General features: G+C 54.7%; 11 protein-coding genes. All 11 read right to left on the bottom strand.

Translation table 11 applies throughout. The annotated features are described in order from the left end of the window. The 11 genes from IPN69_15245 to IPN69_15195 all read right to left on the bottom strand — a co-directional run bounded on the left by IPN69_15245 (window position 1) and on the right by IPN69_15195 (window position 13,098). Entirely contained in the window at window positions 1-2,148 is a 2,148-nt protein-coding gene (locus IPN69_15245; GenBank protein MBK8812067.1) for a bi-domain-containing oxidoreductase, read from the bottom strand. 120 nt (window positions 2,149-2,268) lie between these two features. Then, complete coding sequence (locus IPN69_15240) at window positions 2,269-3,411, bottom strand: glycosyltransferase (protein MBK8812066.1); 1,143 nt, start codon at window positions 3,409-3,411, stop codon at window positions 2,269-2,271. Between the two features lie 828 nt (window positions 3,412-4,239). Continuing rightward, a complete protein-coding gene (locus tag IPN69_15235) occupies window positions 4,240-4,620 on the bottom strand; it encodes a hypothetical protein (protein ID MBK8812065.1) in 381 nt (126 codons plus the stop codon). 282 nt (window positions 4,621-4,902) lie between these two features. Further along, the gene (locus IPN69_15230; GenBank protein MBK8812064.1) at window positions 4,903-5,121 is read right to left on the bottom strand and encodes a hypothetical protein; all 219 of its coding nucleotides are present in this window, start codon (window positions 5,119-5,121) and stop codon (window positions 4,903-4,905) included. A gap of 396 nt (window positions 5,122-5,517) precedes the next feature. After that, window positions 5,518-6,006, bottom strand: coding sequence for a hypothetical protein (locus IPN69_15225; GenBank protein MBK8812063.1), 489 nt, complete (start codon window positions 6,004-6,006; stop codon window positions 5,518-5,520). Between the two features lie 4 nt (window positions 6,007-6,010). After that, window positions 6,011-7,312 carry a hypothetical protein gene (locus IPN69_15220; GenBank protein MBK8812062.1) on the bottom strand — a complete coding sequence of 434 codons (1,302 nt, stop codon included), beginning with the start codon at window positions 7,310-7,312 and terminating at the stop codon, window positions 6,011-6,013. A 289-nt stretch (window positions 7,313-7,601) separates the two neighbouring features. Then, window positions 7,602-8,333, bottom strand: coding sequence for a carboxypeptidase regulatory-like domain-containing protein (locus tag IPN69_15215; GenBank protein MBK8812061.1), 732 nt, complete (start codon window positions 8,331-8,333; stop codon window positions 7,602-7,604). 525 nt (window positions 8,334-8,858) lie between these two features. Further along, complete coding sequence (locus IPN69_15210; protein ID MBK8812060.1) at window positions 8,859-10,109, bottom strand: hypothetical protein; 1,251 nt, start codon at window positions 10,107-10,109, stop codon at window positions 8,859-8,861. A 76-nt stretch (window positions 10,110-10,185) separates the two neighbouring features. Next, window positions 10,186-10,596 carry a transposase gene (locus IPN69_15205; protein MBK8812059.1) on the bottom strand — a complete coding sequence of 137 codons (411 nt, stop codon included), beginning with the start codon at window positions 10,594-10,596 and terminating at the stop codon, window positions 10,186-10,188. Window positions 10,597-10,828: 232 nt separating this feature from the next. After that, window positions 10,829-11,632: a hypothetical protein gene (locus IPN69_15200; GenBank protein MBK8812058.1), complete on the bottom strand. Its 804-nt coding sequence runs from the start codon at window positions 11,630-11,632 to the stop codon at window positions 10,829-10,831. Then, window positions 11,629-13,098, bottom strand: coding sequence for a hypothetical protein (locus IPN69_15195; GenBank protein MBK8812057.1), 1,470 nt, complete (start codon window positions 13,096-13,098; stop codon window positions 11,629-11,631). The genes IPN69_15200 and IPN69_15195 overlap by 4 nt, the downstream gene beginning before the upstream one ends. Window positions 13,099-13,161: the final 63 nt, after the last annotated feature.

The following is a 13,161-nucleotide window of genomic DNA, read 5'->3' as shown; positions in this document are numbered from 1 at the left end:
CTATCCCAAGACCTCGGCGAGGTCGATCGTCTGCGTTTTTCCGGTTCGCGCCGCCTCGAGCATCGCCAAACAACAGATCGTCGCCCTCGCCCCGTCGATCTCGCTGATCTCCGTCTCGGCGCCGTTCTTCAAGCTTCGGACGAACGACTCAAGCTGCTCCTGGTAACCTTTTGCCGCAAAAAACCTCGATCGGCTGTTCCGGCTCTTTTTCTTGACCACAAGACGCTTGAAATCTTCACACAGGACACTGACGCCCGGCGCAAAGACCTCGACCATCTCACCACCCGAACTCTCGCTTCCGACGACCGTATAGACAAAATTTCCGATCGAGCCGTCCTCAAAGCGAAAGGTCGCCGCGACATTGTGCCCGTCAAACCCGTGAGCCGCGACCGATACGGGCTCGCTTTCCGTGAGCCAATACATCAGATCGACGAAGTGGCAGCCTTCGCCCAAGACGACGCCGCCCTGATCGGCCGCCGCCGCCCAGCCCTTCTCAATGCCGGGAGAATTCATTCTGACCGACATCACCAGCGGGCCGGTCCGTCCGGCTATTTGCCGTTTCATCTCCGCGTAATCCGGTGCGAATCGGCGGTTGAATCCCACCATCAGTCGCTTGCCGCTCGCGTTGACCGCGTGGCAGATCGCCTTGCATTCTTCGATCGTAATTGCCATAGGCTTTTCGATGAAGACGTTTTTCCCCGCCTCCAACGCGGCGACCGCCTGGCTCGCGTGTTCCTTATGCCGGCTCGAAATGAGAATCGCGTCAACGTCTGCGTCGTTCAGCATCTCGCCGTAATCCGAAGTCGAATAACGCGCGCCGAAGCGCATCGCATAGGCTTTCCCCTGCGCGCCGCGGTTCGAGTAAACGGCATGCAAGGATGCTTCGGAGATCTTTTTGATGGCCGGCAAATGCGCCCATTTCGCCAGATTTCCGGCCCCGACGAGTCCGAATCTGATCTGTTCTTTTCGAATCGGTTCCGGATTCACGACGATCCTGCGCGTCGGTTCAAAGGATTCGACCGGATCCGCGGTTTCGTTTACCGGATAGCTGAGCACGACCGCCAAACTGCCCTTGCCGTTCCCGCCCATAATCGTCTCGTACGCGCGGGGCGCCTCTTCAAGCGCGAACTCGTGCGAGATCAACGGTTTCACATCGACCCGGCCGACCGCGATCAGGCGCAGGAACTCCTCCATATTTCGGTTCTCGGTCCAACGCACGTAACCGATCGGATAATCGATGCCGAGTTTCTCATAACTCGGATCGTAACTTCCCGGACCATATGCGCGGGAAACTCTGAAATTCAACTCCTTGACGTACATTTCGGCGCGCGGGATCTCGATCGGGCACGCCCCGACCATCACCACGCGGCCCCGGTCACACGCCATTGAGACGCCTTGCTGCAACGGTTTCGGAGATTTCGAGGCAGCCGCAACGATCACGCAATCGACGCCGCGCCCGCCCGTCAGAGCACGAACCTGTTCGACGTTCGTGTCGTTTGCGATCAGTCCATAGTCTGCTCCGGTCGCAGTCGCCAGATCGACGCGCTTTTGATCAAGATCGATGGCGATCACCACTCCGCCCTGACATCGAACAAGCTGAGCGACAAGTTGTCCGATCATTCCGAGCCCGATCACCGCGACCGTATCACCGACATTTATTTCAGAAAGCCGGACCGAATTCATCGCGATCGCACCGAGCGTCGTAAAACACGCTTCCTGAAAAGAGACGCCATCGGGCACGCGGGCGATCAGGTTCCGGCCGACGTTGATCGTTTCGCCGTGGCCTGTTCCCTCGCCGCCGTACGCGACGCGTTGACCGATCGTCAGATCGGTAACTCTCTCGTCTTTTTCGATGACGATTCCCGCCCCTGAGTATCCGAGTACGGCATAATCCTTGAACTTTGCGCGGACCTCATTGAACGTGCTGACCGGATCGGTCTTCATCATAACGTTCCAAACGGTCCGCAAATGCGACGGATTATCGGCAACCTCCTTGACGATGCTTTCGGTGTGGATATCGGCGGTTTCGGTGCCTGAGCTGATCAATGAATAGAACGGGCGGACGAGTACGTGATTTGATGTAACCATCGGGTCGGCGACGTCATCGACGATTATCTCTTTGAGTCCTTTACGGATAACTTGTTTCATATTATTTGGCGTTTGCAGAGAATGAGATGAAATAAAAGACGCGGGGGAAGGCCCTATTTATCATTTCAAAGTAGTGTTTTGTTGTCAACAAAGACTTTTAACAACAGTAAGGTAAAACGTTCAAATTCCGTAAAGTTCCAGAGTTTCCGAGAGTTGCTTCCCGATCGAGAATCTCTCGCGGACGATCATTCGGCCTTGCGCACCGAACGCCCGCGCCTTGGCCTCGTCCGCAAGCAGTTCGCCGAGTTTTGCCGCCAGCGCCTCGTCGTCGTCCGAATCGATCAGGAATCCGGTTTCCCCTTCGACGATCGCTTCCGCCGCGCCGCCGACGTTGGTCGCGACAACCGGCAGACCGGCTGCCATATACTCGAGGATCGAGTTCGAAAAGCCTTCGTTGAAGCTCGTCAGGACACCGGCGAAACTCGCGGCCAGCAAATCCGGGACCCGCGTGCAGCGCCCGATAAAATGGACGTTTTCGGCGAACCCGAGCCGATTCGCGAGCGATTCAAGTTCGGCCTGCAGCTCGCCCTCGCCGGCAAGCACAAACCGGGCGTCAGGGAAATCGCGGATGACGCGCGCCGCCGCCCGCAGGAACATCGGCTGATTCTTGACTTCGTGACGAAGATTCGCGACGAGCGTGATCAGCTTGCCGTCGACCGGAATTCCCAGCGATTCGCGTATTTCCCGCGGGTCGGCGGATTCGGGAATCAGCCTGTCCAAATCGAGTCCGTTGTAGATCAGCGCGGGCTTTTCGGCCTCGATCCCGCGTTCGATGAGATAATCACGCACCGCGAGCGAGTTGACGACGATGCGGTGCGCCCGTCCGAATGCGAACCGCTCGACCCGGTCCTGAGCGTCCGAGCGCATTCCGCCCGTCTCACGCTTCGAGGCGATTCTCAGCTTCACTCCGGCCAGACGCGCGGAAGCCATTCCGAACACGTTTGTGTAGAAATCGTGTGTGTGGATGACGTCGATGCGGTTCGTTCTCAGGAATTTGACCGAGCGCCCGAGTTGTTTGATGAAAGTCGGGCCGTAGAATGAGTTGAGCCGGAATTCGGGGATTTCGTCGAGTCCGAGCGCGTCGATCTCCGATCGCAAAACGCCTTCGCGATTGAGGGTCGCGACAAACAGGTTCACCCGGTCGTCTTTATGCAAAAGCCGCGAGAGTTGGACGGCCTGTCGTTCGGATCCGCCCTGATGAAAACTCCCGGTCAATTGCAGCACGTTCTTCTTCATATCCAACGCCGATTGACAGATTATCATAATCGACCGGCGCGTTGATCAATGGATCGAACCGCTTTACCCCAGCGCGGTATTCGGCGGACTTCGGGCCGCATCGCGATGGCGAGTTCCTTCGCGAGCCGTTCGACGCTCTCGCGCGGCGGGTCGACGCGATATGGAGTCCGGACCCTTCGATCTCCCCGGTCCGACCAGCCGCGCGGCGGCAGAATTTAACCGCGGGCGTGAGCAAGCGGAAAGCGGGAGATCGCCCGCCGAGCCGCAGAGCGGCGGCACATTTCTGGGATTTGGGTCGAAGGAAAAGGGATTTTCTCGCCAACGGAGATGATTCGGTCGATGCCTGTCGATCGATTGTTCAAGACAAACGATCCGTCCATCGAATCCGAATTGCCTGGCGATGCCCCCATTTGCCGGCCAGATCCGAATCGCGCAGGGATGCTCTAATTTGGACGTGGGTTTCAACCCACAGAATCTCGTGAGTTTGTGACTCGTCGAGTCAGCGACGGCTGATTTGGGTCGTCGCTGACGCGACGCGCGAGACTCTTATGACCCCTTGGGACTGTCAAAAACTGTATTAATTCGCTGAAAGCGAATCAGATAATAGCCTGGGGTGAGCAAAGCGTAACCCCAGGATTTTAGTCAGACGGGACGCCGACCCTGAAGGGGTCGAAGGTAAGTCGTTGGTTGTTGGTCCATTGCAGCATCATGTTGCGTTGTTCAAAAAACGGCCGCGCACGTTTCGTTCGCCAGCATCATGATTTCGCGTTGTTCAACAAAGGGCGGTGCTCGTTTCGTTCGCCTTGCCGCACACACTTTGTGGTCCCGTTCCCGACTTTCAGGAATTTGGACTTTTCAAAAGCGCCCCGGCTGGATCCGTCCGCCGAATCCGAATCGCGTAGCGATGACGTGAGTCGCCGACAAGATCCGAATCGCGTAGCGATGACGTGAGTTTAGATACGTGGGTTTCAACCCACGGACATCGCGTTGTCGGGATTTCGTCGCGTCAGCGACGGCTGAGTCAATCGTCGCTGACGCGACGCGCGGCCCTGTTCGAAGCTTACTGTGGGTTGAAACCCACGGCTTGACTCTGCCGCCGCTCTGCGGCTCGGAAACGTCATTCACCAAGAATCCATTTACCACGCGTATTTCGCGTCCTTTTTCCATCGCGGCGACGGTCAGCGGGAACGCGACCGACAACTGACGCGGCTCGGCGCCGGCATTTTCTTTTGACATAACTTCTTCCTCTTCTGTGTTGGATTCAGGGACCGCGCGGGATGCGCGTTTTTCGGCAAGCCCACACATTTGGGATTGCGGATTTTGGATTTTGGATTGACGGAGATTGCCGGTCCAGCGATGGTCCGGATCGAAACTCGCAGTTTCGGCCAATCCAAAATCCAAAATCGAAAATCCCAAATCCGTTGATGCTTTTGCTTCGTTTGGGATTCGGGGATTTGTCGCGGACAAGGACGGCCCACGCCTTTGGGATTGCCGATTTTCGATTTCAGATTTCTCGATTTAAGAAACGATCATTCCGGGTTCGACCAATCCAAAATCCCAAATCCAAAATCGGGTGGCCGCCGATGATTTCATCTGCTCAAGGGCCTTCAGCGACATGACGTCGCCGACAAGATCCTCGGCATTCGAAGACGCGGTCAGCCGGTAGTACTTCCGCCCGTCCTGTTCGAACGCCTTCAGTACCGAATCGGAGAGAAACTTGAATTTGATTTCGTCCATATTCCCGGTGCGACTGGTCCGGGAATAAATGGTAGAGAGATCGGATTCTTTATTGTTAAGAGAGATTCTTGGAGCCTTCCAGCGGTTTCAGTTGGCGACCTGTCCCAGGGGGACTCGGAATAGGAACATTCAATTATCTCGACGCTTCGAAATCTGGTCTCAAGGTTTGCTTTTTTTGATCCAGATAGATACAACAAACGCAATTCACTCAATTCGCAGTAGATTCAGGACCAAATTCGCAATGCATCGTCTCATACGATCAAGCGAGAAACTCAAATGTCGGCTACACCGACCAGAAATCCCAACTTGAGCAGTTCTTCTACGAAGCTGTTGCCCTGGCTTGCAAAAGATGCGCAATCGAATGTCAAATTTCCCTACTACCCAATCGCTAAATGACTACTTCTTGCATTTCAAATCGTCGAACTTCGACTCAGGAAAAAAATGAAAAAAGTTCACGGTGTCTTCGATGGTATTTACGTGCACGACGATGCCGTCGGACTTGCTCGTGTAATAGTCCGCGTACATCATTCCCGGATCCGGCGATCGTTCAAACTTGATTTGATCAAGTTTCAGCTCTGAGAATTCTGTTGAGTTTTCTGCACTTGGCGAGTACGTCAGACTAATTACCGTGAACTCCCTAACATTCCAGCCCATCTCTGGGTTTTCATCGCACAAGCCACTCGAATAGAAAACCGTAACTCGTCCCTCCTTCGTTTGGTATCCAACAGCATACTTTCCGGACGAATTGGCCTTTCCGAGAATCCTCTCGACGTCGTCTTTAGTCGATCTAAGTGGTGTTATTCCCTTCCACGAATTGCAAGATTGCGCTATCGCCGGCATAGAAATAAGGACAATCAGGCTCACAACTAATGTTTCTTTCAGCATGATGTTATCTGTCTCCTTCTAACAATGTAATTGGATACGCGGGCGGTCTTGGCTCCGCCCCAATACTGGAATCACCGCATCGGTTTTTTACTGCTTGGCCGAAGTACTGGCTGTAGGCGAGGTTCCTGTTATCTAAATCTTCCGGGTATTTCATTGTTTCGCCACGATCAAGAGTAACGTCAATTTGGAGCACCTTGAGCACTTCTGAGATCTCTTGGTCAGCCGCAAGGAACGCGATATGAAGAATTTCATGAATAAGACCAAATACATTGAGTGGATTCATCGATCTATCTTTGTTTTCAAGTACTATCTCCGCGTTACCCGAAGTCTTCGAAAAGTACGCCACTCCACCATAGCGTTCACCGTATTTACCCCAACTGAATCCCAACGTATTCTTTGTTCTGTTAATCGCCTCATTCAGGAAGTCTGCGGCCGACATTTCTTTTCCAGTCAACTGAAGGCCAAGTCTTTCAATGAAGACTCCACACATTGGGATTTCCTCAATCCGTTGCAGTACAACACGGCGTATTTCCTCAATTTCCTCAGGTGTCATTTTTGTTTTCCAATCAAATCCGGAGCCACTCGGCTCGGCCCACCCGGTTTCGAGTGGTTTACCGATTCCGCTGCCGCGTTCGCCTCGGTTGCCGATGATTCGAGAGGTGTGGGTTTTGACGCGGATCGGGTCATCATCGTCGCCGGTGTGTTCGCCAGTCTCTTTGGTCGATTTCCGGGTTGCGCCGAGCGTGAAATTCATCAGTCGGCTGAATGCCATCTGATGGCCTGCCTCGTGACCGGTTGATCCTGAAGTTGCCGGGCCGGCCGATCCGGTCGGATGGCCTGAGACCTTCTTCGGATTCGTCTCGGGTTCCTCAATCACGTAATGGCCGCCTTCGAACGATCTCCGTTTGATCTCCGCATACTGGCAATGCCACGGCATCGCGTAGAAGTTGCCGTAAAACTTCGACGGCATCTGGCATTGCCACTGTGGGTAATCAGCGTTGCCGACCGAGTTGTCATAACTCGGATCGGGAAGCGGATCGGGATCGGCGTTGTAGATCTTCTGACCGAGCGGCTCCGTTTCCTCGACCGATGTCAGCCAGTCATTATCGATCTTGCGCCATGTCGCCGTCGATCCCGTCACTGGATCGGAAGTCAGCCAATGAGGACCGGTCGCGCCTTCTTTGGCGATCAGCGCCCCGCCGGCGAAGATCTTCGTTTCCCACTTCGTTTCGTCCGGCTTGACCGTCGCCGAGGCGATCTCGGAATTCGGATTTGGGATTGCGGATTTCACCTGCAATGGGCGCATATCAATTATTTGGTTTCCCAGTCCAACGAATCGGTTGCTTCCCGGCACTTCTGGCTTCGATTCGTTGCGTCAACCGCAAATCCAAAATCCAAAATCCCCAATCCAAAATCGAAATGGTGTTCCTGGATCATGTTGAGTACGTTGCCGAACCGTCCCTTGCGTTTGTCGAACATCCGTGTCCTTCGTCCCGATGCGTCGTAGTTCGTGTCGACATAGGTGTGCGGGTCTGACTGGACATCACCCTGCCGGATGATGTTCCCGGCGGCATCAGAAAATGATCCAAATGCGCCTAAAAATCTGAAAGTTCGACGCAGAGCTCCACAGTCTCGGCGTGACGCCGAATAGAGAACGTCCGGGTTTGACCCAGAATCATGGTCGATGGCCTTAACTTACCATAAACATAGCGCTTAAAGTCGAAGCTCCAATCCCCTTCGGGAAGCATGATTCGCATCTCCGATGAATTAATGTCCGCCTGTGGTGTGATCGATGGCGCAAAGCTCTGTTCGTGAATCTTGCGTCCGCGTTGATCTTTCAGAACCACCCAAAGCCGCTCCCATTCAGCGACGACGAGTTTGCGGCGGTTCCGAGTCAATCTTACGTGCACGTCGTTGAACCAATACTGCAACGAAATATCCCCTGCATCGTAGGTGAGTCGCTCACCCATATCAAATGGTATTCCCGCAAATTTCTTCTCACCCCAAAGCGCCCCCCCAAACGGAGCGTCTACCAGAAACTCGTCCTCATGATCCCGAACCGCATCGACGCCGGAATACAAATACAGTCGCCGCCTTATTGGCCCGGGAAACGTAATCTCAAACCGGCCGTTATCACCGGATTTTGCAGATGCAAGGTAATGGCCGCCTTCATACGCAATCACTACACCGGCGCCCACAACGGGTTTTCCGTCTTCACCGACCACCCGACCACAAACCGTTGCCACTTCCGCGGCACAGGTATTGACGGTCGCAACCATTAAAAATATGCCAACAACAATGAGAATCCAGCCGATTCGTATTTTCATATCAATCACTGTCCTCCGTTTATTGTCTTTGATCCCGAATACGCTGCGCGATCTTGTTAATCTCCGTTTTGCAGTTTCCGTTGCCTTTGCCCGGATCGAGAATCTTCGACGTGTTTCCGCTACTTTTCGACGAATTTCCATCATCGTCCTCGATCAATTCCATACCTGGATACGGTTTGTAAATCAGGTGCGCGAGCTCATGGAGGATCTGTGCAACTCGTGACTCGAACGAACCGGCATCGTATCCGCCAATTCTTGCCGTTGACTTAGTATTGAAGAATGGACCGTTATTGTCTATCGCTACCTTTCCAAAGACCCGAAACGCCGCTTTGGTTCCCCACGACTCAAGCGGGGAGCCGTCTGAATCATAATACGTTGCTGGACTTTTCTTGCTGGATGTCATTTGTATGCCAGTTTTGTCGCCCGACGCAACCGACGTAATTTTGGCATTGAGAAGTTGAGATCGTAAATACTCAAACGCAAGGACACCACTTTCACCGAAAAAGTTCGCACAGTCACTGTTACCTATGAGGATTTCGCAACAGCGTTGAGAGCATCGAGAGCAAGTCGTCGAAATCCCTCGTCATCAATGAAAGCGGCCGTGGCGGCAGGCGCGGCCCACCCGGTCTCAAGTGGTGCGCCGCCGGGTTCGCCTTTTGCGCCGACGCGGTTGGTGTGCGTTTCGACTCGTATCGGATCTTCATCGTCGCCGGTGTGTTCGCCAGTCTCTTTGGTCGATTTCCGGGTTGCGCCGAGCGTGAAATTCATCAGTCGGCTGAATGCCATCTGATGGCCTGCCTCGTGACCGGTTGATCCTGAAGTTGCCGGGCCGGCCGATCCGGTCGGATGGCCTGAGACCTTCTTCGGATTCGTCTCGGGTTCCTCAATCACGTAATGGCCGCCTTCGAACGATCTCCGTTTGATCTCGGCGAACTGGCAATGCCACGGCATCGCGTAGAAGTTGCCGTAAAACTTCGACGGCATCTGGCATTGCCACTGTGGGTAATCAGCATTACCGACCGAGTTGTCATAACTCGGATCGGGAAGCGGATCGGGATCGGCGTTGTAGATCTTCTGACCGAGCGGCTCCGTTTCCTCGACCGAGGTCGACCAGACGCTGTCGATCTTGCGCCAGGTGACGGTTGATCCCGTAACCGGATCGGATGTCATCCAATGCGGGCCGGTCGCGCCTTCCTTGGCGATCAGCGCCCCGCCGGCGAAGATCTTCGTCTCCCACTTCGTTTCGTCCGGCTTGACCGACGTCAGGCTGCTGCCGAGCACCGTCGACCAGACCTGATACATCCTGGCGGTTGCCGTCAGCGGCGGCGGCGGCGTGTCGTTGACGTGATAGACCTGAAGTCCCTCCTTTTCAATCACCGGACGGCCCTCGCCGTCGAACACGTACTCGCTGAGGTGCTGCTGGATCATGTTCAGATAGCCGCCCCACCTGCCTTTTCGCTGATCGAATATCTTGGTTCGCCGTCCCGAAGCGTCAAACGTCGTGTTCACGAAACTGTGCGGATCGCTCTGCAGCTCGCCCGTCTGAACGACGTTTCCCGCGGCGTCGTATGTTCCCGCGAAATTCTGGAGACGTCCGTTGACGTACGATTCGTAATACTGCGCGTCGCGCTCCCAATGCGTCACATCTCGCGAGTTCATGACCGAGAACCCGTCATACCCCATCGACTCTTCATAGACGCGCTTGTTCTGTTTGTTCGTCCCGACGCCCATTCCGAATTGCGCAAAGGTTAGGCGTCCCGCGAAGTCATACTTCATCGAGAGTCCGAGTCAAAAGTTGTGGAAATGAGTTCGCATCCCTGTTTTGTCCGGGTATTAAAGCCGGTCGATAAGGTCAGGCCGTTTGCGGCGGTTTGCCGGGGATCCTGACGTCCTTCAGTTTTTCGGGATGGCTCAGCCGTTGCCATCCCTTTTCCGCCCGCTCCAGCAGTTTGAAGAGCAGATGCAATGCCGGTCTCTGCGTCCGGACGCGGCGAGTTGCATTCGTTCTCGCCTTGACCGCCGCGAACGGCGTTTCGATCGGGTTCGTCGTCCGCAGGTGCGTCGCGTGTTCCGGCGGGAAGGCGTGGAACGCGAGGAGCTCCCCGAGCGCCTTCTCAAAGCATTCGGCGGCCTGAAGATATCCGGTCTGCCGCCAGTCGGCGAGAAGCTTCCGCGCCAGCCCTTCGGCCGTCTCCCGGTCGCCGGCCCTGTAGACCGCCCGCAGCCGCTCGGTCGCCTCCCTTTGTTCCAACTTCGGTTTCACGATATTCAACCTAACCCGGGTCCTGTGCGAAACACGCAACCCCGAACTGTCCGTGAAAGCAAACAATCATGACACAGCTAATTAAGCCAACTTTCATCACGAAACCCCTTTTTCTTCAATTGGATACCATCTGGATACCATCATTTTGGTCTTTTTCCGGACGGAAATCCTTGAAATCATTACTTGCCGATCTCAAGAATTCGTCCGTCGTCGCCGAGAAGATAAGATTCTCTCAACAACCATTCCGGCCAACTGATTTGAATCGAATTGAATCCACCGCCCAATTATCGCCTGAAACCGACCAAACAATAACAAAATCATAATCAAGCGATTTGGATGGGTCGGCGATGTTCAGTTTCCCTTTGACCATCCATCGGGATGCGGCCCTCGAGAACGAACACCAGGTCACGCGGCGGTCTCCCGGTGGCAGTTCTTTTCGCCTTCCTTCCGCGATTGAAAGACTCCTTATCGGGACATTGATGTCTCCTATCTTGACGGATTTCTGCGTCCGGATTTCGAAAACGAGCCGGGCGCTCATTTCCTTTACCATGGCGCCAAGTTCGATAATCGGCCGAGGCGCTTTCAAATCGGGCGGAGCTGGCAGTGGATCGACAGGCTCAATCGAGTAAATGCGCATGACCTTGGCACGTGAGCGAAACGCTGCGAGTTCGCCGAATACCGCGATCGGTTCAACGTCAAATCTCGCCTTGAACCTGATCCTGAAGATTTGACCGCGTCCTGTGGGTCGCGACAGATTTTCAGCGAATTGAACCGAGCTGAAGTTATCGGGCCCGTTGCACGCCGCCGAATACAAAAAAGCCGCGGAACCTGACCCTGGGTCGTTCAACAGCGCTTCGGTTACCACATTTCGCGACTTTATGCCGGAATCAAAGAGCGAGCAATATGGCGTCGGTTTAGACAGTCGCGGTTGCGCGGATGTAAGAATTGTCGCCAACAGTTGAACCGTAAATGCGATCATAAGGCCAGTATTAAACGAACGAAGCAGACTATTCCGCCGACGATTTCCGATAGTCATCTATTCCTCCTCCTTGATATTTCTGCAAGTTCATCACGGCATTGTGATTCGACCAAGGCGGAGTTTGCCGTACTCGCATCGGAATCCCCACCGTCCGCTGGAATCAAATATGGTCGATTTAGAGCATTTACATTATTTCGAACAGTTTCGAATCGGCCCGTTCGAATGAGGTGTGCGATTTCATGCAGTATCGCAAGTGCGATCCCCTGCCGCGAATTGGCGGCATATCCGCCAATTCGGGGACCGCTTCTGAATAATGGCCCGTTAATATTGGCGACCGCGATGTCAAATTGCTGGTACTCCGGTGTGTTGCTTAGTATGGATGCCGAATTCGAGCGTCCAAACGAATTGGTGTTTTTCTGAATGATTCCTATTTGCCTATTTCCAGAATCTCCAGGAATAAAACCAACGGTCATTTGCCCACGAAGAGCATTCAAAATCGGCAGAATATTCATTCGTGGCAATTCTTTCGTGACGACCTCCCCGTAGCCACCGTCTAACTCGTACTCACCAGCCAGACCCAGAAACCGGCTACATGAATTGTCGGTCGAGAGTATCCTTTCTACATCATCAAAGCCTTGACTGATCACATCTTCCTGCCAATTCGACATAGCAGCCTCAACCCACCCCGTTTCAAGGGGTTTTCCGCCGGTTTCGCCCTTTGCGGCGTTCCCGGTAATTCGGGAGGTGTGGGTTTCGACGCGGATCGGTTCATCGTCATCGTCGCCTTTTTGTTCGCCCGTGTGTTTGGTCGGCTTGCGGGTCGAGGCCAGGGTGTAGTTCATCAGGCGATTGAACGCTTTTTGGGTCGCGGTCGCATCTTCTCCCGCGTCGGGCGCGGAGCCCGCGTGCGACTCGCCGTCCGACCCGGATCCGGAGCCTGATTTGTGATCCGTGACGTCCTGCGGATTCTCCTCCGCCTCGATCTCATACGGGGTCTTCGAGCCTGATCGTTTCCACTCCGCCAACTGGCAATGCAGCGGCATCGCCATGAAGCCTCCAAGGGACTTCTCCCGTATCGCGCACTGCCATTGCGGGTAATCCGCGTTTCGGATCGCGTTGTCATAGGTCGGATCGGGAACCGGATTGGGATCGGCGCCGTAGATCTTCTGACCGAGCGGTTCCGTTTCTTCGACCGAGGTCAGCCAGTCATTGTCGATCTTGCGCCACGTCGCCGTCGTTCCGGTGACCGGATCGGAAGTCATCCAATGCGGGCCGGTCGCGCCTTCCTTGGCGATCAGCGCCCCGCCGGCGAAGATCTTCGTCTCCCACTTCGTTTCGTCCGGCTTGACCGTCGTCAGATTGCTGCCGAGAACCGTCGACCATACCTGATACATCTTCGGCGCGGCCGTCAGCGGTGAATTGGGCGGCGAGTCGTTTACGTGATAGGTCTGAAAGCCTTCCTTCTCGATAACCGGCCGGCCGTCGCCGTCGAAGACATACTCGCTCAAATGTTCCTGTATCATGTTGAGTACATTTCCGAACCGTCCTTTGCGTTTGTCGAACATCCGCGTCCTTCTGCCCGATGC

Source organism: Acidobacteriota bacterium (genome assembly GCA_016715115.1).
GTDB lineage: Bacteria > Acidobacteriota > Blastocatellia > Pyrinomonadales > Pyrinomonadaceae > JAFDVJ01.
This window is presented reverse-complemented; position numbering and strand designations above follow the sequence as displayed.

Bases quoted from the DNA above. Each gene is read 5' to 3' on its own strand.
- IPN69_15245 (MBK8812067.1), bottom strand. From the start codon at position 2,148: ATGAAACAAGTTATCCGTAAAGGACTCAAAGAGATAATCGTCGATGAC.
- IPN69_15240 (MBK8812066.1), bottom strand. From the start codon at position 3,411: ATGATAATCTGTCAATCGGCGTTGGATATGAAGAAGAACGTGCTGCAA.
- IPN69_15235 (MBK8812065.1), bottom strand. From the start codon at position 4,620: ATGTCAAAAGAAAATGCCGGCGCCGAGCCGCGTCAGTTGTCGGTCGCG.
- IPN69_15230 (MBK8812064.1), bottom strand. From the start codon at position 5,121: ATGGACGAAATCAAATTCAAGTTTCTCTCCGATTCGGTACTGAAGGCG.
- IPN69_15225 (MBK8812063.1), bottom strand. From the start codon at position 6,006: ATGCTGAAAGAAACATTAGTTGTGAGCCTGATTGTCCTTATTTCTATG.
- IPN69_15220 (MBK8812062.1), bottom strand. From the start codon at position 7,312: ATGCGCCCATTGCAGGTGAAATCCGCAATCCCAAATCCGAATTCCGAG.
- IPN69_15215 (MBK8812061.1), bottom strand. From the start codon at position 8,333: ATGAAAATACGAATCGGCTGGATTCTCATTGTTGTTGGCATATTTTTA.
- IPN69_15210 (MBK8812060.1), bottom strand. From the start codon at position 10,109: ATGAAGTATGACTTCGCGGGACGCCTAACCTTTGCGCAATTCGGAATG.
- IPN69_15200 (MBK8812058.1), bottom strand. From the start codon at position 11,632: ATGACTATCGGAAATCGTCGGCGGAATAGTCTGCTTCGTTCGTTTAAT.
- IPN69_15195 (MBK8812057.1), bottom strand. From the start codon at position 13,098: ATGATACAGGAACATTTGAGCGAGTATGTCTTCGACGGCGACGGCCGG.